27 protein-coding genes and 3 pseudogenes are annotated in these 25,001 nt (G+C 38.3%); all 30 read left to right on the top strand.

Features of this window, described 5'->3' with window-relative positions:
- The first annotated feature begins 31 nt into the window (after positions 1 to 31).
- The 30 genes and pseudogenes from H70357_RS10465 (at position 32) to H70357_RS10595 (ending at position 24,534) form a co-directional block, all read left to right on the top strand.
- Positions 32 to 1,633, top strand: a complete 1,602-nt coding sequence (locus H70357_RS10465) for a hypothetical protein (protein ID WP_038588798.1) — start codon at positions 32 to 34, stop codon at positions 1,631 to 1,633.
- Between the two features lie 82 nt (positions 1,634 to 1,715).
- On the top strand, positions 1,716 to 7,682 hold the full coding sequence (locus H70357_RS10470) for a polymorphic toxin-type HINT domain-containing protein (RefSeq protein ID WP_038588801.1): 5,967 nt from the start codon (positions 1,716 to 1,718) through the stop codon (positions 7,680 to 7,682).
- A gap of 6 nt (positions 7,683 to 7,688) precedes the next feature.
- Positions 7,689 to 8,273, top strand: coding sequence for a hypothetical protein (locus H70357_RS10475; protein ID WP_038588804.1), 585 nt, complete (start codon positions 7,689 to 7,691; stop codon positions 8,271 to 8,273).
- A gap of 104 nt (positions 8,274 to 8,377) precedes the next feature.
- Positions 8,378 to 8,536 carry a transposase gene (locus H70357_RS37090; RefSeq protein WP_442950470.1) on the top strand — a complete coding sequence of 53 codons (159 nt, stop codon included), beginning with the start codon at positions 8,378 to 8,380 and terminating at the stop codon, positions 8,534 to 8,536.
- 18 nt (positions 8,537 to 8,554) lie between these two features.
- Complete coding sequence (locus tag H70357_RS10480; protein WP_156130848.1) at positions 8,555 to 8,788, top strand: hypothetical protein; 234 nt, start codon at positions 8,555 to 8,557, stop codon at positions 8,786 to 8,788.
- A 54-nt stretch (positions 8,789 to 8,842) separates the two neighbouring features.
- Positions 8,843 to 9,562, top strand: a pseudogene (locus H70357_RS10485) (polymorphic toxin-type HINT domain-containing protein); the annotation flags it as partial.
- 14 nt (positions 9,563 to 9,576) lie between these two features.
- Positions 9,577 to 9,945, top strand: coding sequence for a DUF7674 family protein (locus tag H70357_RS10490; RefSeq protein WP_038588813.1), 369 nt, complete (start codon positions 9,577 to 9,579; stop codon positions 9,943 to 9,945).
- Positions 9,946 to 10,359: 414 nt separating this feature from the next.
- Positions 10,360 to 10,551, top strand: a pseudogene (locus tag H70357_RS36570) (polymorphic toxin-type HINT domain-containing protein); the annotation flags it as partial.
- A gap of 26 nt (positions 10,552 to 10,577) precedes the next feature.
- Positions 10,578 to 10,892: a hypothetical protein gene (locus tag H70357_RS36575; protein ID WP_038588816.1), complete on the top strand. Its 315-nt coding sequence runs from the start codon at positions 10,578 to 10,580 to the stop codon at positions 10,890 to 10,892.
- A gap of 21 nt (positions 10,893 to 10,913) precedes the next feature.
- On the top strand, positions 10,914 to 11,114 hold the full coding sequence (locus H70357_RS10500; protein ID WP_038588819.1) for a hypothetical protein: 201 nt from the start codon (positions 10,914 to 10,916) through the stop codon (positions 11,112 to 11,114).
- Positions 11,115 to 11,637: 523 nt separating this feature from the next.
- Positions 11,638 to 12,093 (top strand): RHS repeat-associated core domain-containing protein, encoded by a 456-nt coding sequence (locus tag H70357_RS10505; protein WP_081965762.1) that lies wholly within the window; start codon positions 11,638 to 11,640, stop codon positions 12,091 to 12,093.
- A gap of 467 nt (positions 12,094 to 12,560) precedes the next feature.
- Positions 12,561 to 13,097, top strand: coding sequence for a hypothetical protein (locus H70357_RS10510; RefSeq protein WP_038588825.1), 537 nt, complete (start codon positions 12,561 to 12,563; stop codon positions 13,095 to 13,097).
- A gap of 1,148 nt (positions 13,098 to 14,245) precedes the next feature.
- Positions 14,246 to 14,731 (top strand): hypothetical protein, encoded by a 486-nt coding sequence (locus H70357_RS10520; protein WP_038588831.1) that lies wholly within the window; start codon positions 14,246 to 14,248, stop codon positions 14,729 to 14,731.
- A gap of 164 nt (positions 14,732 to 14,895) precedes the next feature.
- The gene (locus H70357_RS10525; RefSeq protein WP_156130849.1) at positions 14,896 to 15,129 is read left to right on the top strand and encodes a helix-turn-helix domain-containing protein; all 234 of its coding nucleotides are present in this window, start codon (positions 14,896 to 14,898) and stop codon (positions 15,127 to 15,129) included.
- Positions 15,130 to 15,559: 430 nt separating this feature from the next.
- Complete coding sequence (locus H70357_RS10530) at positions 15,560 to 15,985, top strand: hypothetical protein (protein ID WP_038588834.1); 426 nt, start codon at positions 15,560 to 15,562, stop codon at positions 15,983 to 15,985.
- Entirely contained in the window at positions 15,957 to 16,643 is a 687-nt protein-coding gene (locus tag H70357_RS10535; protein WP_197073677.1) for a hypothetical protein, read from the top strand. The genes H70357_RS10530 and H70357_RS10535 overlap by 29 nt, the downstream gene beginning before the upstream one ends.
- A gap of 218 nt (positions 16,644 to 16,861) precedes the next feature.
- Positions 16,862 to 17,491 (top strand): hypothetical protein, encoded by a 630-nt coding sequence (locus H70357_RS10540; RefSeq protein ID WP_038588837.1) that lies wholly within the window; start codon positions 16,862 to 16,864, stop codon positions 17,489 to 17,491.
- Positions 17,492 to 17,660: 169 nt separating this feature from the next.
- Positions 17,661 to 18,287, top strand: a complete 627-nt coding sequence (locus H70357_RS10545; protein WP_038588840.1) for a hypothetical protein — start codon at positions 17,661 to 17,663, stop codon at positions 18,285 to 18,287.
- Between the two features lie 55 nt (positions 18,288 to 18,342).
- Positions 18,343 to 18,426 (top strand): annotated as a pseudogene (locus H70357_RS37095) (hypothetical protein); the annotation flags it as partial.
- A 33-nt stretch (positions 18,427 to 18,459) separates the two neighbouring features.
- A complete protein-coding gene (locus tag H70357_RS37100) occupies positions 18,460 to 18,750 on the top strand; it encodes a hypothetical protein (protein ID WP_231578404.1) in 291 nt (96 codons plus the stop codon).
- 65 nt (positions 18,751 to 18,815) lie between these two features.
- Positions 18,816 to 19,169, top strand: a complete 354-nt coding sequence (locus tag H70357_RS10555; RefSeq protein WP_038588846.1) for a hypothetical protein — start codon at positions 18,816 to 18,818, stop codon at positions 19,167 to 19,169.
- Between the two features lies 1 nt (position 19,170).
- Positions 19,171 to 19,461, top strand: coding sequence for a hypothetical protein (locus tag H70357_RS10560; RefSeq protein ID WP_038588849.1), 291 nt, complete (start codon positions 19,171 to 19,173; stop codon positions 19,459 to 19,461).
- 148 nt (positions 19,462 to 19,609) lie between these two features.
- Complete coding sequence (locus tag H70357_RS10565) at positions 19,610 to 19,861, top strand: RHS repeat-associated core domain-containing protein (RefSeq protein WP_156130850.1); 252 nt, start codon at positions 19,610 to 19,612, stop codon at positions 19,859 to 19,861.
- 392 nt (positions 19,862 to 20,253) lie between these two features.
- Positions 20,254 to 20,778, top strand: a complete 525-nt coding sequence (locus H70357_RS10570; protein WP_038588855.1) for a hypothetical protein — start codon at positions 20,254 to 20,256, stop codon at positions 20,776 to 20,778.
- 150 nt (positions 20,779 to 20,928) lie between these two features.
- Complete coding sequence (locus tag H70357_RS35090; protein WP_197073678.1) at positions 20,929 to 21,213, top strand: hypothetical protein; 285 nt, start codon at positions 20,929 to 20,931, stop codon at positions 21,211 to 21,213.
- Positions 21,214 to 21,223: 10 nt separating this feature from the next.
- On the top strand, positions 21,224 to 21,610 hold the full coding sequence (locus H70357_RS10575) for a DUF5071 domain-containing protein (protein WP_038588858.1): 387 nt from the start codon (positions 21,224 to 21,226) through the stop codon (positions 21,608 to 21,610).
- A 166-nt stretch (positions 21,611 to 21,776) separates the two neighbouring features.
- On the top strand, positions 21,777 to 22,232 hold the full coding sequence (locus tag H70357_RS34275; RefSeq protein WP_052091963.1) for a tetratricopeptide repeat protein: 456 nt from the start codon (positions 21,777 to 21,779) through the stop codon (positions 22,230 to 22,232).
- Positions 22,233 to 22,421: 189 nt separating this feature from the next.
- Positions 22,422 to 22,940, top strand: a complete 519-nt coding sequence (locus H70357_RS10585) for a hypothetical protein (protein WP_038588861.1) — start codon at positions 22,422 to 22,424, stop codon at positions 22,938 to 22,940.
- Between the two features lie 313 nt (positions 22,941 to 23,253).
- Positions 23,254 to 23,946, top strand: a complete 693-nt coding sequence (locus tag H70357_RS10590; protein WP_038588864.1) for a hypothetical protein — start codon at positions 23,254 to 23,256, stop codon at positions 23,944 to 23,946.
- A 318-nt stretch (positions 23,947 to 24,264) separates the two neighbouring features.
- On the top strand, positions 24,265 to 24,534 hold the full coding sequence (locus H70357_RS10595) for a hypothetical protein (RefSeq protein ID WP_038588867.1): 270 nt from the start codon (positions 24,265 to 24,267) through the stop codon (positions 24,532 to 24,534).
- Positions 24,535 to 25,001: the final 467 nt, after the last annotated feature.

Genomic DNA, 25,001 nt, shown 5'->3' on the forward strand with positions numbered 1-25,001 from the left:
GCTGAAAGTAATTTGCGAAAGAGGAATGCTAATGAAGAAACGGTCAGCTGTATGGATATTTGGCATCATAGTTTTACTATTATCAGCTTTCTTTATTGAACCTCCCTTTGTATTCGGAAACTCGGGCAATAATCAAAATTATACGTATGATTCCGCAGGAAGACTAAACTACATAGATTCAAGAAGCGGAAGAGTTAGCTTTCAATATGATTTGCAGGGGAACTTGACTTCAAAAGTTAATGAAGTAAATCTCGTCGGATTGTACACCGGCACAAGTTCTATATTTTCCGCCACTTCCCAGTACAGCAGTACGCAGGGACAGGGGAATTGGTATTACCAGGAATGGGATGGGACGAAATACACAGATCTGAAATATAAGAATAATCAATGGGAGGGATTAACCCCCTATACGATTATTTTGAATGATTTTCAACATCCGGATCAGACGGATTCAGTTAGAAAGTGGGTTGCACCTAAGTCAGGGATGATACAAATTTCGGGAATTGTAGCAAAGAGTAATACAACAAGCGGGGACGGGATCGTTGCTAAGGTATTGAAAAATGATATACAGCTATGGTCAAAAACAGTTGCCTATAATGATTCAACCGGTTACGAAGTGGGTCTGACCGTGGGGGTGAGCAAAGGCGATGCGATCTATTTCGTAGTAAATAAAAATGCTGAAGCTTCTTATGATGGTACCACGTGGAAACCGGTAATAGCATACATGGAGGCCAGCTCCGCTCAGGACCAGTACAGCAGTACGCAGGGGCAAGGGAATTGGTATTACCAGGAATGGGACGGGACGAAATACACAGATCTGAAATATAAGAATAATCAGTGGGAGGGATTAACCCCCTATACGATTATTTTGAATGATTTTCAACATCCGGATCAGACGGACTCGGTAAGGAAGTGGATCGCACCCAAATCAGGGATGATTCGAATTTCAGGAAATGTAGCGAAAAGTAGTACAGGCGGAGGGGATGGGATCGTTGCCAAGGTATTAAAGAATAAGATGCAGCTTTGGTCAAAGACAATTGCCTATAATGACGCTGTTGGTTATGAAGTGGGTCTGACCGTGGGGGTGAGTAAAGGCGATGCAATCTATTTTGTAGTTAATAAAAATGCCGAAGCCTCCTATGATGGTACGACGTGGAAACCGGTAATAGCATACATGGAGGCGAGCTCCGCTCAGGATCAGTACAGCAGTACGCAGGGGCAAGGGAATTGGTATTACCAGGAATGGGACGGGACGAAATACACAGATCTGAAATATAAAAATAATCAATGGGAGGGATTAACCCCCTATACGATTATTTTGAATGATTTTCAACATCCGGATCAGACGGATTCAGTTAGAAAGTGGATTGCACCCAAGTCCGGTAAGATCCGAATCTCAGGAAATGTAGCGAAGAGTAGTACAGGCGGAGGGGACGGGATCGTTGCTAAGGTATTGAAAAATAAGATGCAGCTTTGGTCAAAGACAATTGCCTATAATGACGCAGTCGGTTATGAAGTGGGTCTGACCGTGGGGGTGAGTAAAGGCGATGCGATCTATTTTGTAGTTAATAAAAATGCCGAAGCCGCCTATGACGGAACAATCTGGAGACCAGTAATAGCTTTTGTGAATTGAATTAGGGTGTGGACCGCTCTTGCACTAGATTCGTTCTTTGCTATACATGATTTTAAAAAATGAATGATAGGGGAGTATTTATTTGAAGAATAGAAAAAAGATGAATTCATTTCTCAACGTTGCTTTATCCTTTACTATATTAGTAGGCGGTTTTCCAGTTACAAATGAACGTATAGCCGCTGCTGAGAGCAATCCGAGCCCTTCCTCTGAATATGTGAAGGCCGAGACTAAGGTGGAAAGTCCTGCTCCTTCTCCAGCCCCATTGAATACCATATCCGAACAGCAAATTGAGCCTACATTTAATCCCGGAAATATCCAGATGAAATCAGCCTTTGCTGAAAATAAAAAGCTTATAGACGAGGTTGTATCCGTAACTGGAGACGTTTACGATCCGAACATGTTAACCATTCAAATGTTAAAAGAGAAAACCTATGAAACGCGTATGAAATTAGTTCCTGGGAAAACAAAGGGAAATTTAGAGAAGCCTCTTGCCCATTCGGCTGAACCCAGGTCCCTGGATTTAACCCAAACAGAAATTGAACCGCTTGTTTTGGCTGGAGCCTCCAAGGTTGATGTATATTGGGTGAATTATCTGAGCTTGCTACAGGAGAAGCGAACCCCGCTGGAACTTTGGAAATGGAAACTGAATGAGGGAAGATCCTGGGAAGATATCCAGCAGGAGCTTGAAAAAGAAGCAGGAATATTCAGTAAGCCTACTGTACAGGAAAATGTGTATGCAACTGAAATGTTGAACCATTTTTCGTTTAACGGAAAGCAAACAGTTTCCTCCTCAGTATATGGACAAGAAGAGGGTACCGGGAAAGGGTATCGATCAGAATTAGCTCTCTCCATGAGTACCTTCGATGCAGCCGTATCCGGTGTAATCAACAAGTTAGCCCTTGCTCAAATCAATCAAACCTATAAACCGCAGTTTAATGACCGCAACAGTTCCAGTGAAATGGTCGATCCAGTGTCAGGGAGTGTGACCCGAAAAGAAAACCTGATTCACTTGCCTGGTGTGGATGGACTGGACTTAGATATTGGCCTTATGTATAACTCTAACCAAAGTATTCCCTTTCTTATTAGTACATGGTGGGATCCCAACTTCCAGAGTTGGGAATATAGCTACAATTATCGTCTTCCGGTCTTAGGCAGTGGGTGGTCGTATCAATTCCCATACTTACAAAGAGCTGGTGATACGGGGTTCATCTACCACGATGGAACAGGCAATGCGTATAGAGTTCGTGATGACAATAGTAATGATGAACTCTCACTTTATACAAATTTACTCAATTATAAAGGCAAAGACAAGCGACTGGTATATGAAAACTGGAACAATGGCGCATTCAGTAATGGGCAACAAAGATCAAGTTCCTACATTGAATACTTAGATCTTAAACGAGAATACTTTTCCAATGATGGGGAGTTAATTGGAATCGTAGATCGCTTCGGAAATACGATTACATTTAAATACGACGGATCAAGAAGATTGTTCTCGATAACGGATACCGTTGGCCGTGTGGTGAAATTTAATTACGAGGAAGACCTGGATTCCGAGGTGTTTGATGGGGAAAACGTAGATATTCGGGTCTATAGCGAAGAGAACGCAACGCAAGAAGTTCAGAAGGTGGTATTGACGAAAGGGAGAGTATTGGGGGAAATCCAAAGAAATATAGGCATACCCCCACTTCAAAAGTATATTCCGTACCTTGCGTCAATTACCGATCAAAACGGAGAGAAAACCTATTTCGAGTATCAAAATGGCTTTTCTTCTTATGTTGGTTCTTACGACGGATTTCTTTTTAATTCGTTCCTGAAAAAAATTACGTATCCCAATTCTGTTACAGAATATGAATATGAACAAGCCGATCGTCATACCGGCCCGAATTCCACCGTCGTAGAGTATCGGGCGAAATCTAGAAAGGACAAGACGGCATCCAAGACGTATCAGGAAATAAACTATACTTATACAGGTGATTATACGGGGAATACCCCGGATCAATATCCCGCTGTTTTGCCTGCGGATTTTCGGTTTAGTACGACGTCAACTGTGGTTAGCACGACTGCCAGTAATGGGCTCCAAACCACTCATACATTTGATAAAGATGGCAGAGTGCTTCGGACGGAAACCCGGGAGGCTGGAGGCGAGCGGAAGATCACTGACAATACGGCGTTTCATGGAGTCTTTACCCGGTATCCCACAAGGACTACCCTCTCGGAGTATGCTCCCCAAGACACTGAAGCAACCGCAAATCATTTATACACCGAAACCGTGTATAACAGCTGGGGGCAGGTTGAGAGTCAAACGAAGCCGTTGACCGGAGATCAGTTTAATAATCCGGCAATCAAACAGCATTATACAACCACCTACCAGTATGAACCTAAGTATCATTTGCTGGAAACGCAGTCCTGGTATAACAATGAAAATGATGCAGCACCGCAAAATGAACGTTATACCTATACTGCTGAAGGGCGGCCGGTAACGGTAACCAATGCGTTAGGAGACAGGACGGTATACAGTTATAGTTATTTTAATAGTACGGGAGGGATCTCCCAGGCAACGGCGGAGAAGACTGCCCAAGGCCAACTGGTGGCCAAAAGCGTGACCCAGTACGGGCCCGAAGGCCGCCGTGCTTACCCTACCGAACAACAGCAGTGGTTCAACATTGGTAAATCCAATCAGCAGATTGTGAAAACCACGATGAGCTATGAGATGGGTTACGGGTTGCTGAAAAGTCAGAGCGACGGAAATGGCAAGACCACAATGTATGAATATGATGCTGCAGGGCGTCTGAAAAAAGAGACCTATCCAAATCGCACCAACGCCAACGGGGAAGTGTACAGCGAGGTCGTAGAGTACAACTACTACAACACAAGTTCCGCACAGTTTGATGCTGTCAATACGGGAATGCCGGTCTTAAAAGTGGACTCTATCCGAACTGTCACTCAGTTATCGAATAACAGCGTGGTTAAAACCTATGCCAATGTACTTTATAACGGAATGGGTTTGGCCCTTTTAGAGGAACACTTTGATGATAACGCTGGAAAGTGGGTGTTCACCCAGTATCACTATGACGATATGGGCAGACCCATCTATCAAAAAGATGCGCTTTCCAATGAAATAACGGTGGGTTATGATGCTTGGGGCCAGCAAAAAAGTTTAACGGATTCCTATCGTAATGTCTTTGTGACAAATTATAATTTGAAGCAGCGGAAAGCGGTAAGCTACCTGACTGCGGCGGGCACCTCCGAAACGATGAATTACATCGAGGAGTCGTATGATGCGTGGGGCCGGGTGATTTCGAAGCGGACGTTTAGAGATTGGCCGAATCAGTCGCAGCCCATCACTGAACGCTTCAGTTACGATATTATCGGCAATCTTACGGGATATACCGACCCGATGAACCATCTCAATGAGGCTGGCGTGACAACCCTTTACAGTTACAACGCATTAAATCAGTTAACTGGTGTTAAGGATGCGCTGAATCAGACCACACGGTACAGCTATGACGGAAATGGACAAATATCTAAGGTGACCGTTCAGGGCAAGGGTGAGTCGGAACAAACCTTAAACACGAAGAGTTACAACGAAATCGGACTGATGACGACGAAGCAGGACGCCGCCGCCCAAAGCGAAAGTGTGTCCTATAATAATCTGGGTCAACAGACCGGTAAAACGGACCGTATGGGCAGTGTGTTCAGTTACAACTACGACGAGAGAGGTCAATTAAAGAGCAGTTCCGTTAGTGGAGTAATCAATAATACGTCCACGATGCAAAAAATCGATGTTATCTATGGAGATGGATCGCCAAAGTACCGCACGATCAATAGTTATGTTAATGGAACCGTAAGGGCAACGCAGAAACGTTACCTGGATAGCATGAACCAAGTACGCAACGACTACTCCGTTGGATATTCTTCTACGGGTGCGGGTGGCCACGCGTCGTACATCTTAAACGAGTTGGATGTACTGGGCCGAATGACACAAATAAATGATTACAATCTTGGGTTTTATGTAAACTACCAGTTTGACAGTCAGCGGCTGATCAACGTCCAAACCAATGGCAGCGCGTCCCTAAGCAAAGCTGCATCCGACAATGTACAGTATAGCTACTATGCAAATGGCCGAGTCAAGACAATTACGTACCCGCCGTTGACGGATGGAAGTATCTTAAAAACAGAGTACACGTACAACAAAGCACTCGGTTGGGTAGAGAGCATGAAGAATACAAAGGGTAGCTCCGTGCTTTCGGGATACAACTACAGCTATGATAATAATGGGAATATTACAGCGGTAACTGAAGTCCTCAATAATGGAGCAGCAAAAACGACAAGCTACGGATACGATGCTTTAAATCGTCTACTGTCAATCAAACGGCCGAATGGTCAAAGTACGCAGTACACGTATGATGTGCGTGGCAATCGTCTAACCTCAAGCGAGAGCGTCAGCACCAGTCTGGATCTGAGCGATACAAGCTACACCTATGATTTGCAAAATACCTTGACCGGATTAACCAAAAATGGGAATACGACCATCTTCACCTACTATGCGGACGGCCTTCGGTATTTGAAGAGCACTGGAACGACCCATACTCAGGTTAACTATGATTTTAGTGGCCAAGTTATCGCAGAGGAGAAATTAAGCGGCAACACTGTAATACAAAAATCCTCCTTTGTCCGTGGAGACCGGGTATTGGTGAAAAAGGACAAGACAGCAGGGAAGGATTACTACTATTTGTACAACGGTCATGGCGATGTGGTGCAAATCGTCAATACCAGCGGAACACCAGTTAACACCTACAGCTATGACGAATGGGGGAATATCACCAGCCAGACGGAAGGGATACAAAACTCCTTTAAATATGCTGGTGAGATTTACGACGAAGAAACGGGACTTTACTATCTGCGTGCACGGTATTATGATCCGAGTATCGGGCGGTTTTTAAATGAGGATACGGTTGAAGGGCAGATTGATAATCCGCTGAGTCAGAATCTTTATACGTATGTGAGTAATAATCCGTTGATTTATATTGATCCGACGGGACATGATGCACAAATGGGACCCGGGTGGAGCGGCTTTGCTGGAAATGCATATCTAACCGACGATCCGTGGAACTGGAGTGGACCCGTAGCAGACATTGCCGATTTTTTGATTTTGAGTAATATCAAGACTCTCCAAGATTCCGATTCATCAATGATTGCTAAAAGTTTAGCCTTGGCAGATTTAGTTCCGGTAGGAAAAATCATAAAAGGCAGCAAAATAATGTTACAATTACTTAACAAAGAGGGTAAATTAATAAAAAAAGAGTTCGAGCTAACTGGAGATGCATTGAATGCTTCCAAGAAGTTGAGTTGTAATTGCTTCACCGCTGGAACGAAGGTTCAAACAGACGAAGGAGAGAAGAATATCGAAGACATTGAAGTCGGAGATAAGGTTCTTTCCAAGGATGAGAATACTGACGAAGTAGCCTATAAAGAGGTTACAGCGACATTCAACCATGAAACGGATGAGATTTACAAAATCCATGTGGGTGGTCAGACGATTGAATCGACCTATAATCATCCGTTCTATGTGAAGGACAAAGGATGGACGTTCGTCAAGGACCTCAAAGTCGGTGAGTTGCTTCTTCAGAGCGATGGGAATACACTCAAGATAGACAGCATTGAACTGGAACATAAGCACGTCACGGTTTACAACATGACGGTTGATGAGTTCCATACGTACTTTGTTAGTGGTCTTGGAATTTGGGTGCATAATACAGGACCTTGTCCACTTTTTGATAAGGTTAATTATGGAAACCAACAACTTGGTTGGAAGTATGGCGAGCACATTAAAGATTATCCTGGCCTAAGTCATCAACAATACAAGGGGCTAGCTGAAACTATTTACAGGAATGCTGATCGAGTTGTTCATGATGCCAAAAATGGAGAATATTATTATATTAAGGGAAAAGATTTGCTGAGAGTAAAGGAAAACGGAGATTTTGTTAGTTTGTACCCAGGGGCGGACTCTACAATAGTTAAAACAGCAATATCTAATGGGGGATGATAAAGATTGAGCGCAAACATAAATATTGTTTTATTTTCTATAGATTTTATAGACATTGAACATATAATTGAATCTTTGAATGTTTTAGGGTTATCAGTCATAATTCAAAAAGTTGAAACTATAAAGAATTGGGAATTCGAAAATTTAAAAGAACACACCTTAAAACTAAGCGCTAAATCACTTGAGGATTTAGTTGATTCTGGTGATATTGTTTTAATAAGTGGGTTGATAGTTGCAACGTACTATTTTGGAATTATGATTGACAAACTTGAAAATGGTATTTTTGACATAAGGATATCTATAGACACAAAATTGATGAAAAGTTTAGATAATGAAATTATTTATAGTTATAATCAAAGTTTTTATGACTCCATTTCAAAAATCGTGCTTTCTGAAAAAATATCAAAGAATCTCTTACTTGCAACAATGGGAGTAGAATCAGTTATTGAATATGACAATGTATTTAGAAATATCTTTGAAAATAGCCACAATATATTGAGGTGGATCGTTTTCAATGAGGATATGGTTAGTGTGCTTAAAGAATATGATTATATAAAGAGTAATCCTTTTGTATGGGATAAGAAGTCCTAGAATTCATTTGGCCCTGGATAACATTCCAGGGTCTTCTTTTTCAACAAGGACAACACGATGTGTAGAATCATATACGGGACATCATACAGAAGCTAGACTTCAAGCTGAACACATTTACGGGCATTGATAATGTTACCGCTTCGGTAATCGTGGCGGAAGTCGGAGACATTACCCGATTTACCAGTGCTGACAAGCTAGCTAAGTACACAAGGCTTACACCAAGCCAAATGAGTAGCGGCGGCAGGGGGAAAAACCGAAATTAACGGCAAGGAAACAGAGCGTTGAACAAGACTCTATGGGGATTAGCAGTCAGACAAGTTCAGACCGCTAGAATGTCCAAGAAGCCGCTCAATCCTGTATTCCATGGTTATTATGAAAAGCGGCTTAACGAAGGCAAAAAGAAGAAGCAAGCTATCATCTGCATCATGCGAAAGCTGGTAAACATCCTTTACAGCATGATAAAGAACAAAACCGAATACCGTCTTATCGCTTTACCTGAATGGGCGGCAAGCTAATGATACAATGGTGGTAGCTGAAAAACAGTTGCCACCTTCTTTCTTTCCTGAATCAAGTTTCTAACTAACGAAGGGGAGAAGAATATCGAAGACATTGAAGTCGGAGATAAGGTTCTTTCCAATGATGAAGAGACTGGCGAGGTAGCTTATAAAGAGGTTACGGCTACGTTCAACCACGAGACTGATGAGATTTATCAAATCCATGTGGGCGACCAAGTGATTGAATCGACCTGTAACCACCCATTCTATGTGGAAGGCAAAGGGTGGACATTCGTCAAAGACCTCAAGGTTGGAGACTTGCTTGTACAGAGCGATGGGAATACACTCAAGATAGATAGCATCGAACTGTTGCACAAGCACGTCACGGTTTACAACATGACGGTTGATGAGTTCCATACGTATTTCGTCAGTGACCTAGGGATTTGGGTGCATAATACAAATTGTAGTGTAAATAGTGTTACTAATCTTTTAGGCAAAATGTCCGAATTTACTGGTTCTACTAGAGAAAAATTGTTATCTGCTGTTCAAAATGGAGATTTAAGAAGTATAGTAAATGAACTTTATAGACCAGGAGGAAAGGTTGGAGATGGCGGAACTGCTGCTATACTAACACAAGAGTTTTACGATGGTACTTCAACGCATCTACTAAAAGCACAGCAACGGTTAAAACAGTTAAATGATCTAGCGAAATTCGGGAAACTTGGTCTTAATGATTTAGATATAGTTGATGCTTTAACAGATGATTTAGAGAAAGCAATAAGACTGTTTAAATAGAGGAGTTGGTGGTTATGAATAAAAAAACGGAAGAATTCTTGAGAAAAATGTTAGACTTCTTACCGTCAACTGATGATGCGTATAGAAAATCAATCGCGTTTCAAGGTGAGGTGCTAGAAACTGTCATAATTGAGGACATCTTCATGCCTGAAATAATTAAACTATTAAGTGGGGAAAGAAACCTCAATCTATTAGAAAGTATTTTTAATTATTTTGAAGAAGTATCTAATTGCGAAGATACTCAATTAAAAAACGTTTTTTCAGTTACGGTGTTGGAAATACTCGGAAATGACAGATCGATTCTAGGGACTGCACAGAAATACATGGGAACTAAAACGATACAACTTCAAATAGAAGCTGATAGAGCATTAGGTAGAATCTAGTCAGCATAGACTCATAAGATATTGACGGTTATCCATAATGGATAACCGTTTTTCTTTATTCCGAGGCAGAGGGGGGGCCAGTGCCGAATGTACTCATCATTCAACCAATAACAGATCTAACCCATGTAATGCTCGTATGAAAATTTCGCTATTTTGTTTATACGCACAGAAATGCTTGAATTTTATCACCTAAATAACGCTTTGGCGATACATTGAACAGGTTCATTATGGTCAGATACCACCATGATTGACCTATATTTTGTTATCTTCGCTTTCTCACGTTTTTTTCGATATGTCTGCAACTGTAGAATACCCTATCTCGATAGAAAGGGTGAGAAGGTCAGAAGTCGCAACTTCTTGGATGGATAGCACGACAATTCATAGTAGGGGCGGCAAACTTGAAGTATCAACAGGATGAAGTCCGCTCTTATTGTCAGGAGCAAGGATGGAACTTGCAGGAAATCTTTACGGGTACAAAACCTAAAGGTTGGAGATTTGCTTGTTTCAAGTGATGGTACTAAACTAGCAATTGATAAAATTGAAATAGCGCCGCGACAAGCAACTGTTTACAATTTCATGGTTGCTGATTATCATTCTTACTTTGTATCCAATCTTGGGATTTGGGTGCATAATTGTACTATTCTCTTACCTCAGGTAAGAATTTCAAAAGTCATTATCTTGATCATAAAAAACTCCTTGAAAACTCCCTTGGCACCAAATACAAGAACTATGATGACGAGACAACTACAAGATTTTTAAGTGATCTTGGGAGTTTAATTAATGATGGTAAAGTTAAATTCATTGGGAATGCCACGTTACTACCAAATGGGGAGGTATACAAGGTTTACCGTGGGAATGGTTTGACTTTGACCACAAAACAAAATGGTGAATGGCACACACCTTTGGAGTCGGGAGAAGGATTGGATAAAAAATTTATTTTTCAATAATAGAAGGAGGAGAACGCAACAATGTATTTGGAAGAAATAAAAAGTATAGTCCAGAATAATTTTTTGAGTAGCTTTTATGTAACCGGTGTAGTTCTACCCCCGGAAACAGAAAGTGAACTTGCGGAGTTTGTACCTTATAGAAGTTACTTGTTTCTAGAATTTGGTGTTAACCTCATAAAAATTGAAGCGATTGAGCAGTACTCCAAACTTTCTGTTCAATAACTCCAACATTCAAAGTTAGGGTAGAGGTTGAAAATGCTATACCAACAAAATCAAATATTAGTGACATTATTTTTGATAATAGTTTGATTGATAACAAAGTTAGTCAAATGGAAATGTTTAATATACAAATAACATTTGAAGAAATTATTTGCGATGCACTTGGTTTATCTTTAACTAGTAGCACTAATAAACAGGAGTTATTTCTAGACCCTCAATTTTTCGGTATAAACATTGGAGGTTCCGGCGTAGAGGAGTTATGGAAGAATAGTCAACTAGAAGGATATAAATCAAAATCAACGACTATTAATTTTAAATGACCTAATGTTACTTCAAAGACCTTGAGGGCGGCAATCCTCAAGGTCTTTCTTTTATCCCCACCCAGTACTGAATGAATCGGGCGGCTCACCTTGAAAGAACTTAGCGCTCATCACTTCCGTATGAATTCCTCTATATATGCCTGTACGTACATGTAATGTGTTGAAAAATATCAATAAACGATGCAGTTGTTGGTGCGGTTTCAGGTATGAGTGGAGGAGTGGGGACACTCTTAAGTCCTCTCGTAGCAGGAGAAAGAATAGTCCAGACGGAAGGAATACAAAACTCCTTTAAATATGCTGGTGAGATTTACGACGCAGAAATGGAAAAGGGACTTTACTATCTGCGTGCACGGTATTATGATCCGAGTATCGGGCGGTTTTTAAATGAGGATACGTATGAAGGGCAGATTGATAATCCGCTGAGTTTGAACTTGTATACTTATACTCATAATAATCCTTTACTTTATATTGATCCCACAGGTAATTGTATCTGGGACGCGTGTGTAGCTGAATCCATTAGTGTAGTAATATTGATCGGTGGAGCTGTAGTTGCAACAATTGGGGCTGGAATTACAAAAGGAGTTGCTATGGATAAAGCAGGTATTAACATTTTTGACACTTATGATCAGGGTGTTACAGTTATTCAGCAGCCTGGCCAGTAGCAAAGCGTTATTGTACTTCAACAGCCATGATTTCAAGGAAGGCAAACGATAATACAACAACCTAAAATTAATGTAATAACACAAGAACAATTTGATATTTTACCCTTTGATTTTCAGCAGCGGATATTAAATTTAGGGGCATTAATTTTTGATGTTGGATCATTTGAGAAAAGTATTGTTAACCTGTCACCAAGCGAAAGAGTGGCTAGTGTCCGGGCAACTGCGGCTACCATGGCAACAAATTATGGTTTTAAAAAGGACTCAAGGTTATCCAAATTAAATGGTAGAGATGTTTACATTGATCCTGCAACAGGGAGCCTATATTCTGTTGACACACAACACGGTAGATTTGAGGTTACTAATAGTCGTGGTATACATCAAGGTGAAGTTAATTTTGATCTAAAATCGACTAAGCCAGCTGACAAATCTGGTAAACATAATATAAGAACCAATTAAGGAGGGTTTTAATGAATAATATGATTAAAGAGTATATAGATAAGTATTTAGTGGAGAAAAAAAATATTCAGGAATATTTAAATAAATGCAGAAGTGTAGGTTTAATTCCGAACAAAGTGCTTGAGTTCATTAAGAAAAATGGATTTGATTATACTCAAATAAATGTAGGAGAAGTTTGGCCAGCTACTGAATGGTTGCTAGATTTTGGAGATATTAAAGAAGACGACTTTGAGATTAGCTATAAATGCCGACTGATGGTTTCTAAGCTTGTCCCTCTTTATTACTTGCAACATGAATATGAGACAAAGAATTTGGATAAAAATGCGGTTAGCCCAATTCTAGATGGATTTGATACCCAGCCATATACTAGAGTTCAAGCAGAGTTTGAAGATATCGTTAATAGTATCTACAATCCCCTGGGCTATATGCGACTCTCCTATGGAGAGCTGTCATATGTAATTTGTGGTTTAGAAAAAAACACTGATATCTTTGGTTCGCAAGTAACTATTGAATCAATATTTTTTAGGGATTTTCTAGAATTATGTTAATCTCTGAAAATATTTTCTGAAATCAATATCCCTCTGGTGCATCAGGAAAGAGCTCAAATGCAATTTTGTTGAAGGCAAGAGTGTCGAGAAATACTGTGCAGGGGGGATACAGAAGAATCGTAAAACAATCCTAAACATTAGGACAATCGAACAGCCTGACGGGATAAGAGCTCTTGACCATTCGCGGGGCAATTCTCATAATCGCTAAGCAGCGGACGGTCGTGAAGGACAAGCGCGCAAGCAACTTCGTAAACCTTAGAGCACTTGAATGCGCCATTATGGTAGGTTCAGGTGCTTTTTTTCACTTGTGGAGATTAGTCTATAAGTCGGAAGTCGGTATTGCCATATTTTACTATTATGAGTAGAGTGAAAAAAAAGATCAAAATGAAGCAAAAAAATAGACATGAATTTTGTTATAAATTGTGTTGTTTTGACAAAAAAATAAAGAGATGGATTCCTGTAAATTCAAGCTTAGTGTAATTGAGGCACCAGAGGGTCAATTGAGTTAATAGTTACAGAAAATAGACAAGGAGATTTTCAGGAACTACTTAATAACAGATTGAATAATTTCCTCGAAAAGGGAGTTAAAGTTCTAACGGAGGAAAAATACAATAACATGGTTGAAGAAGAGTTTTCGAGAAATCAATGGGTATTTGAAAAAAAATAATATATTCTAAGATGACAAAAGTTATAATCTTAATCACATGGAATAAGAAGAGCCATGTGGTTTTTTCGTTCTGATAATTCCGTATCAACCTGAAATTATTGTAGTCATCTTCTTTTCAAGATTTAATATGTAAAACCTATAATGAACCGAGTCAGCTTGTCGGACCGACGCTTCCTCGCAGAATGAAAGCATGCTGTACAACAGCCTAGGACTGTTTTCGAGTAAGAGCGACCGGAATAGGACTGTGTCGAATTACCAGTATGACGAGCACAATCAGCTCATCAATGCATCCCTTTGCGTGACTATTGGGGGCACTCCGCAGACACAGAAGACTCTCAGTTGATTTGCAGAAACTGTCAGATCTAGAATATGAAGCGGCAAAAAAAAGGATAACACAGCTCGATAACGATGGATTTGCTGCAGATCAATAAAGTTTGTGATGAGGATTGAATTTGTTCTTACAAGGAGAGATGTGGAGTTTATGCATAATTATTCTATAAAAAAAATTGGGATTGGGATATTATTTCTTGCTTTCTTAACGTTAATAATATCAAGCTGTCAAAAGGAGAAATCTTTAAGTGATCAAATTATGCGCATCATAGACGACAAATGCAATTTGGGTGAGATTTGTGATATTTCACTTAACGAAATTACTACATTTAAATGGGATAAGGTGGTTGTTTTTCAGGTGGGAAGTTCAAGTAAGGAAATTAGTAATGCTTTAGGTGTTAAATATGAAGGTTCAACTGATTTAATGAGCGGACTTATTTTTGTGTTAGATAACAAAATAGTTTATGAAGAGATGATCCCATATCAAACAGAACGCCCTACTAACTTACAAATATTTATAGACAAAAAAGCTAATGAACCCAACAACGTAGTTCTGAGCTTCGATGATGCTATATTAAAAGGGAATAAGGAACGGTTGGACGATGTTACTTATTATTCTATTGGTGTAAATAATTAAAAATAAAGAAAAGCCACATGTGATGATATAATCCATGTGGTTTTTTCTTGTGAAAATACATTTGACATTCTTAGTAAGGCATTATACAGTCAAACTTTTGAGCCATACTAGGTATGGCGGTGAATGAAATGATAGGATTACAATTTATAGCAGACACGTTTCACATGGAGTACAAATCGGTAGCAGAAGCAATCGGAGTTTCTAAACAAACATTTCAAGACTGGATCAAAGAAAGACGTAAGATACCTGAGCCACGTCTGGAGCAATTGTCCGAGTTATTTGGGATCGACGATAAAACTTTGTTCCAGAAGGAGTTGCTTCCATCTGAAAAGTCGGAAATCTTGATGGTTTACTTAACTAGAACAGATGAAATGAAGAAAATGATGTTACAACATTGACGATGAAGGAAACGAATATACTACAACGCAATACTATTCACAGCATTATAACCTTCTTGAGTTTGCTCAAGCGGGACAGAAATGAGAAAAACTATCGAGCAGATAAAGCCTGCACAGGAACTGCAACCGCATAAAGTTCGGAACTACTTAGAACGTCGTGATGCCAAACGAGCAGATGTCCTGTGTGTTTTATCTACGCTGTATTAATGCTTAGAAATAAGAGTAACACCTAACAAAATTATAATAAATTCAGAAGAGCTGCATTTGCGCAGCTCATTTGTTGTTCATGAGACATTCCAGGATTGAGTCGTGTGCTTTATAGAGGCTTTGAAGAAATACATACTTTTTTAGCACGTTCTTCGAACGATTTACGTGCCTAAAGAGTGCAGGATCATATTGTAAGAAAATTAGATGGGGAGGTAGGGCATCATTGCATATTGTACTTTTAGGCATCAAACCTGAACTTAGTGATCCGCGTTTCAGATTTCATGAGTGCGGAACGTGCGAGGAAGCACAAGAAGTATCATCTATTATTAAGCCCAAAATAATCCTGGTGGTTGAAGATTTGGCCCAGGAATTCCTACTGTTCGCCCTGAGTTTAGCTGTGAAGATGGTGGTGATTAGTGAGGCTTATCCGTTGTCACTGACAGCGGTACGGAGCTGGACTGCACTCGGAGCTGCAGATGTGTGGTCTAACCGGGAATGGCCAGCGCGGCTCCGGGATTCCATGGATGAGCAGCAGATCAACGCTGCCGGGACGACGATTAATGAACACAGCGAAATGAATAGAGCTGTGGAACGAACGGTGATTGCGGTAGGGAGTGTCCTTGAAGGTAGTAGAGTACAACTACTATAATACAAGTTCCCCAAACTTTGATGTTGTCAATACGGGAATGCCGGTCTTAAAAGTGGACTCTATCCGAACTGTCACTCAGTTATCGAATAACAGTGTGGTCAACACTACCAACCATATAAATTTGATGGTTCTATTCCTGATTTTATTAAAGACTTATTCGGATGGTGAGGATATGAATAGAGTTACAATTCACGAGAGCATTGTTAATAATAAGATTTTTGAAGAGTTTCAGACTCGCAATGGAATCAGTCTTTTCAACCACTCTGCTAATAGTTGTTCGCTAGAAGACTTTCTTGCTGTTTCTTATGTTTTATGCCCTGACCTAATTGAAATCGATGGGTATATATTTATTGCTGATTTTTTCATTGAAGAGGGTGATGCCGCCATTGAAAAAGTAAAACGCCTAGAAATGCAATTTAATAATAATAAGAGAGACATACAACAATGGGTTAATAGTTGGAGTTTCGCTGACTTCTTTATCGGGAATGTCACAGAAGGACTGGATAACAGCAAAATATTAGAACAGTTCGGAGAAATAATTGTATATTATTGGAGCAGAAGAGCTAAAGAGATTTTTCCGGAGAAAAACATAATTGTAGAAGTAGGCAATGAAATTATGGGTGAGCTTGGATTAAGTGTTACATTATATGAGGAATAATTCTCTATATAACCACATGTGAGTCTTATGCTCCATGTGGTTTTTTTCTACGGTTGATTACTTCTCTAACCATCCTGATATTGGGTAACAAAAAGGTGAATGAGCTACTACTAGACTCGGTGTGAGTGTGGATGAATTCAATACGGATAAATGTGATAGTGTTTACATACACTACTATACTCAAATCTATCGTAGGGAAAACTGGTGAGGGGTGTGAAATGGGAATTAACAATGTTATAGAATCACTTCAACAGAATGCGTTAAAACACGAGCCAGGTTCTTATAAGGTTTTACTAAACTTATTTCAAAAATTGTATGAAAATCATGATGATGAACATGAAATTGTAGGTTCATTCTTATTAGGACACATTAATGAATTGATTCCTGTTATCGCAGAAAAGATAGTTGAGTGGTTTTCAATAGATGATTCATATGGTCATTTTGATTATTTATTTAATGGTTTTGCTAATAATGACTTGTTGGATTTTGAGAAGACCTTATTTAATGTCACTGCTAATTATGAAGTTCTTAATTATGAGATATTACAACATTTCTTTGAAAGAGGGCTCTTTAGTAAAAACCTTTGGAAGGGGATTCTTAATCAGGCTGTTGATAAAGCACAAAAGAGGTTTAGTTCAATAGAGAATAGCGAACTGAGTTTTAACGATTACATCTCTTTTTGTAATTTATCTATCATGGGCATTGAATATTATTTAAGACAACAAGGTGTTAATAACGAAAGTGATTTTCAAGAGTGGAAAAATACGCAATTCCATGATTATGAAAAGATGTTGGTAAAATCCTCAAACAGCTACATCCAATTACTCCGAAGCTTAATAGCTCAATGAAGTGGAAACTTTGATTACTATCGTAACTCCTGTGAGGGAATATTAACTCGAAACAAAGGAAAATGGTTGATTCTTTTTCCTACTACACGGATGCGGAGAAGAAAGGAAATTAAATCCAAGCTCATTCGGCAATGCATAGCTGATATGTACAACCCAAAGGCGGGGGAATATGAAAGTCTGGTTACGAATTTTACTGATACTCTCTATAATATTTAGTGCCTCGTCATTTGTTTGGTTTCTTCTAGGTTCAACAGCGTATTTTCAACGAGGTATGGATATTATAGGAACTACTTATTTATGGGGTGGAGGTATTCCAGTTTTATTGTTCGCTGTATTATTTATCGTATTACTTATAAAAAGATGGACTCCAACGAGCCGAGTAGATTACGTTGGAATCTGTCTTGTGGTAGTGTTATCAACGGTACTCTCTGTTGCCCTATTTCAAAGTGTCAGTACCCATGGTTGGGCGAATGAAAAGATAAAAAGTGACTCTATAAAGATTACAGCAGATGAAAAGTATGAATATCGAATTGACTTAATTAATTTATTTCAAAGAAACAGTCATGCACGGCTCTACCTAAAGGATATTGGATCGGGAGAGGAAATGTACATTCCAATCGATATTCAGACACGCAAGATTATAGGACTTGGGGTTAGTAAGGTTAATCATTGGGTGGAGCTTGAGGCAATGGATAAAGCATCTTATTATATTCTGTACACGACAAAAGATCTTGGCATCCCTGAAGAGGAGTTCAAAATCGACATCACAGCAGGAACATCGAGTAGGGTGAATTAAAACGAAATTTAGTAGTGCTGGTGATATTTACGATGCAGAAACGGGCCTTTACTATCTGCATGCACGGTATTATGATCCGAGTATCGGGTGGTTTATAAATGAGGATACGGTTGAAGGGCAGATTGATAATCCGCTGAGTCAGAATCTTTATACGTATGTTTCGAATAATCCGTTGATTTATACCGACCCAACAGGACATCGTATTGCTGAGGATAATTATTGGAGCAAGGCAGACCAAAAATTGATTGATACGTATACGGCTGATTTTAATAAAGCTAAGGCAGCAGGTAATACTGCTGCTATGCAAGCTGCACACGATAAAGCCATTGCAATAAGAGTAGCAAACGGTGCTGAAGTTATTGCAATAACTAACTATTCAACTGGCAAACTACATCCATTCTTACACACAACGGAGGATCTCATGAGGACTATCTTACACAAGCCCTTGCTGTTCCTGCTCTAGCTGCTGGAATATTCTACGGACCTGTTATAGCGCCCACAGCACTAGCCACTTCGGATATATTAACAATGGGAACAACATTTTCAACAGGGACAGTTATAGCAGCACAAGCAGTAAATGCGGGGTCCAAAATGGTCAATTTGTTCAGATCAATGAGTGATGCCGAATTGGCTGCTATTGCTAAATCAAAAGTTTTTGACGCTGGATTCAATATGGAGGGGAAATGGTTTGCCACAACACTCAACGATGCAAAGGAGTGGGCGAATATGCCTGGTAATTCACGAATTATATCTGTATCTGTTAATGAAAGTATGTTAAATGGAGCATATTACTCCAGCAAGCTTGACAATATTGGTCCTGCATATTATTTTGAGCTAGAAGCTCTAAACGCTGGTTTTGGGAAGGTAACAGTGGTGAAATGACATGGATAATAAGGTTATAGCTAGAATTAACTGGGTTCCGACAGAACAAGGTGGGAAAAAGAGGTTTCCTTTGACGAAATATTCAACAGCTGCACACTTCCATGCTGATGAGGAAGGACAGGATTGGAGTGTTGTACTGAATATTATTTCAAACTATGATAACTATGAAACACTTTGTAGTATAAAATTTTTGTTTCCTGAAAAAGCACCCGGAAATTTGCTTGTCGTAGGAAGCAAATTTGTACTTTATGAATTAGGAAAAGTTGCAGATGGAGAAATAATTAAATCATAAGGGGAAAATTACATGCCACATGGACTCACTAGCTCCATGTGGTTTTTTTATGAAAAAAACATTTGACATTCCGAGTATGGCGATATGTAATCAACCTAGTAAGGCATACTGGGTATGGCGGTGGATAAGATGATAGGCTTACAATAGTGTGGAACGGTTAAGAGTTACACTTATTACAATTCCCGTAACGATGGAGGATTATGATCCGAGTATCGGGCGGTTTATAAATGAGGATACGATTGAAGGGCAGATTGATAATCCGCTGAGTCAGAATCTTTATACGTTTGTGGAAAATAATCATATAACTCATATTGACCCTACAGGACAATATACTGAAAGTCATGTTGATGCAATGCGTTCGATTGCTAGGAAGTATGGAGAAAAATCTCAGGTTTATTGAGATATTAGAAGTGATCTTGGCGAACGAAAACCGATGCACTATTTCAGTAAAAAACTAAGAAACGAATGGTTACAACTTTTCAATATGGTTACATCTTCAAAAAGCTCAAATGATCAAGCTTCGTCGGCTAAAAGACAACTAATGGATATATATGGTGAAGATCAAGCTATTAAAGACGCAGTTGTAAATGGTTATAGGTATGAATAGTCCTAGGAGCAACAAACCTTTAGCAACTCAAAAAAAGGTAAGACATTGCCAATGACAAATAAACAGACAGATATAATAGCTAAATGGTGGAACATGGAAAATGGCGAAATCAGTAAAAGAATAAAACAGTAAAGATACTCGGTCAGGTACTTTTGATGCACTTTTAACCAAGATTGGAGACTAATATGTATTATTGGAGAATTACCAAATATAGCCCAAGTAACCGTATTAATGGGGATTATACAAAAGAAGAATGGACTTCTATAAGTGATGTTGGAAAATCATACTCAAATGAAGTGTTTTTAATTGAACATTATTTACAAACCGAATCGTTATATATAATGGCTTTAATTTCAATTATGAATGAGATGAAAATAAACTCACTTCAAGTGACAAATCTTGAGAAACATGATTTTGGATTTTTAAACGACAGATTCCATACTCTTTATTCTGATGAAATGAAAAAAATCTATAGTAATATTAAGAATGGTGATTCTATTTCTGGGAATGAATTGGTGTTGTTATGTAAATTAGTGCTAAGAGAAAAGCTTTGGTGCAAACTCCAGGCTAGTTGTATGTTTGTTCACTTTGGGTTTGATTATTACATGTATATTGACAGTGCATTAAAATGTAAGGATTCTTTAAAATTTATAGTTAATTCTGGTCTTTTTATTGAACCTTTTCAATCACCTTATCTAGAGGAAGAATAGTGCTATATTTCATTTCATGGGAATAACAATTGACATCCTGAGAATTGGAGGAAAGAAAGAGTACTTGAACTTTCAGGGACTTCTCAAAACTGCCTTGTATCCATGACAGGCATAATGTGGTGACAGCAGACAATAAATCATAGTGCCTCAATGACAAATACAAATCATACACCTCGACTTAAAGATACAAAGGGATTATCCACATTTCTTGCGCCAGATGAACCTAAAGGTTGGTTTACATCAATCGAAGCGGTTAATGCCACAGGAGTCTTGAGTGCTGAAATAGATGATCCTGTATCAGGTCATGTGAATATCAGAGCTGTTAATACATACGAACATAAGTTATGGATCGAATCAAGAGAGAATGCTGATACTAATCCTTATTATCTAACTTTAGTTTTGAAAGCAATCACCTTTCAATATGATCATAAGTAGGGGGATAAAGATGGATATCAAAAGATTAATCCCGAAAGATAAAATGGATATCGATTCAATTAATAAATTGAAAACATTGGATATCAATTTAATTAGATCTATTATACCTGAATTATTAGAGTGGACTGAAGATGCAAATTGGCCTACTACAAAAGAAATTGGGAAGTTGCTGCTACCCTTAGGCAATGAATTAATTCCTCATCTAAGGAAAATTTTCGCTTCTGATGATGACTGTTGGAAATATTCAATACTAGTGAAGTTGGTTAAAAATTTACCGGAATCTGTATTGTCGGAAATGGAGGCTGACCTTAAAAGGTTAGCTTTAAACCCTACTGAACGTGAAAAACAAGAATTAGTCAACGAAGAGGCAGCCGAGATTTTATCGCTTTTGCAATGAAAGGAATTGAAAAGCAATTCTCTTCTTTATGGAATGAAGAGCAGGCCCCTTCTTCTTTTGATTCAAGAGCTAAATTAGGCCTACAAGTATGGTCTATATTATTCCTATTCCATGATATAAGTCGATGAATAGCTCAATTAATTATTTAATAAAAGTGAGGTATCCAATGAACAATTATGATGAGTTATTTGAGGATGCAGAAAATAATTATGAAAGAGGAGGGTATCAAACTGCCCTGGAGTTTTTTGAGAAGGCTCTAACCATTAGATATTCTAAAGACTGTATAAATTATATAGCATGTTGTTATTTGAAATTAGGCAAACTAACCAAAGCTCAAAGTATATTGCAAGACTTAGTTCTGAATAATCCTAATTGGGAGAAACCGCTGATAAATCTTGGAAGAGTGAATTTGGCGATGGGAGATCGTGATAAAGCATTAGAGTTCTTTGAGAGCGTAGCAAAAGTTGAACCTAATAGTGTGACTTGTACCACAAAAGAACCGCGTAATAAAAGAATGTACTCAGAGGTTTATCAATATCATTTATTACATCCAGATGAACCTATAAGATTAGTTGACAACGAATTCATGTATATAATAATTACGATGCGATTCAGAGATTAGGCGGGAGTATTAAAACCTGGGAAGAATATATTGAACCTATTTTGAAATTGAAAGGAAACGTGGGGTGAATGGTGATTATATGAATATTTGGTTAAAATTTTATGTATTATATCTGCTTTTCTAGGTTTATCAGCTCTTATATGGTCGATATTGGGCACAACGGCAAATTTCCAAAGGAAATTAGACTTAGTGGGCACAGTAAAATTAGTCATTATTGGAGGTCCCGCTTTAGTAATAGTTTTGGTATTTATTGTATTGTTAATTAAAGGATGGAATCCATCTAGTTTAATTGCTAATGCATTTCTTGTTTCTGGTATTGTTATACTTTTTTATCTTTCTATTAGTTTATTTCAGAACACCAATATTGAGGGGTGGTTAACGGAGGGAATTAAAAGTGATGATTTAAAAATTACTACCGATCAAAAATACGAATATAGATTAGACCTAATTAATATGTTTCAAAAGAATAGCCACGCAAGGTTACATGTAAGGAATGCTTTATCAGATGAAGTAAAGGATATTGATGTCGAAATTAGTACAAGGACCATTGTAGTTTATACAAAGAAAAGTTATGGAACTCATTGGGGGTACCTTGAGCCGACGAATGAACCAGACCGTTATATTCTAAATACTACCGAAGATCTAGGTATACCAGAAGAAAAATTTGAGGTAGATATTGCAACAGGAACCTCAAAAAGACTGGAGTGAATTATTTGTAAAATAAATTTTATAGTGTTTGTCAATAATCTGGTGAAAATAAACAAATATACTACAAACCACATGGGACTCACATACTGCATGTGATTTTTTTTCTTTCTAAAGCCCCACCCAGTGTCGATTGGATTGAATAATATACCCCTTAATAGCAATTCTCCGCACTCAAAAGGATAATACAGAGAATATTGAAACGAGTTTGTCTGTTGTTGGGGGAGGATACGAGGAGTAAGACTGCTACTTTCTTTATTTCCTCTACTATTGCCTACACTGCCCGCAAATTTATTAACCCTTAGGAGGTGGAAATATGAACATATCTAATCTCAGCTCTAGCAGAATACTACTTTCCACTTTAGTGGAAGAAGAAATTAATTTCCTTGCGTTTTCTAATGATGAAATATTTATTTCAAAGACTAGTATTAGAAAAGTTGATTTCAATGGAAATGTAATTGATAGGAATGAAAACAAAATTAGGACCAAATCGATTTGGCTGGTCAATCGTAAAAATGATATGAAAAAGGAAATTATCCAATATGGAGAATTTGATATTAATGATGTTTACCTAACAGAAAACTATTTATATTATGTCAAAATTGTTGATGAAGATAACGATGGATTATTGCTTGAAAATGACTATCTTAGTGGAGAAGTATGGAGATTAAATAGAGTAACATTTGATGATCATTTTTGTTTCAAGATAAACCCATATTATTTTCATCGCTTTTTATCCGCAGACGACTCGTATGTGGTTTTTATTTCTGAAGATCGGATTCCTGATGTTACTGAAATTGTTTTTTTAAATTTAACTACAAAACAATCTGCTGTATTAAATAATACCTATGAGAAGAATTGGTACGATTTTAGAGTAGTGAATAATCAAAAAGGAGAGCCGGATTATTGTATCTATAAAGAAGTAATTGACGAAACATCAGAAAAAGATCAATCTAATGTGCAGATGCTTAAATGGAGGGATTTAATAACTCAATTGCATTGGGAATAGATTTATTTGAATCGGCTGATTTAAGATGGAAAAAAGGTAAGCTTAAGCAATGCCGAATATACGAATTTTTAAGGTGGGATGATAGAATGGGTGGTAACTGGGAGTGCTCTCTCAGTTGCCACCTTCTTTATTCAAAGCTCCGCTTTATAAACTAGGATACAGTTGAGGGGGAGACCAATTCATATAAACACCTCTAAAGAAAATTACAAATTTTGGGGATATCAAATGAGCGTCCATAATCAGCAGTTAGCATCTAAAATAGTACGAGGTTATATAGGCTCAAGATATTATGGTAAATAGAAAGGAGGACACAGAATTATGATGATTAAGAATCAATTGGAGTTTCAGACGTGTCTTAAAACGGAGGTATACTGTCTTGACATTGTTCTACTCATGATAGATATTGCTAATATAACTGAAGATGAGGCTTTTCAAAGAATTAATTCGTACTGGGGAGGAAAAGATTTTACATCTGAAGATGATATTGTTTTTCATGAAGGCCCGGAGTATTGGGTCAAAACCATTTATTATGAACAATGGAATTGGTGGAATTACAAACAAGAAGACCTTACTCCAAGAAAAATATAATTTTCATGTCACAAAAACTCAAGATGGTGAGAGTTTAGGGGATATATACGTGGGTAATCTTGGTTAATTGAGAGGTCTGATAATTTCACAGAACTCATAATGAAGATGATAAAATGAAGGTACGCCAAAGATGAATAGGAAACTGAATATTGATTGAGAATTCATTTTCACCACATGTGAATTATATTCCATGTGGTTTCTTTTTGTCTTTTTAGTTATAACCTCCAGTATCGATTCGATCGTTCGAATGACCATGACCAATAGAAACTTAACTCTCGTAAGCTACGAATGAATTTTTGACCAAATATTAATGTACGCACGGGTTTGTTGGAGGTAGTGAAAATAATCCCCTTCCTAAACTACTCTCTTGCGCAGGTAAGGCAACCTGGCTAGCTGCCTTGCCCTCTACAGTCGGGAATTTATTGGAAAAAGATAAAGTACATCATCTGCATACGTGAAAGAGGACA

Source organism: Paenibacillus sp. FSL H7-0357 (assembly GCF_000758525.1).
Classification (GTDB): domain Bacteria; phylum Bacillota; class Bacilli; order Paenibacillales; family Paenibacillaceae; genus Paenibacillus_AQ.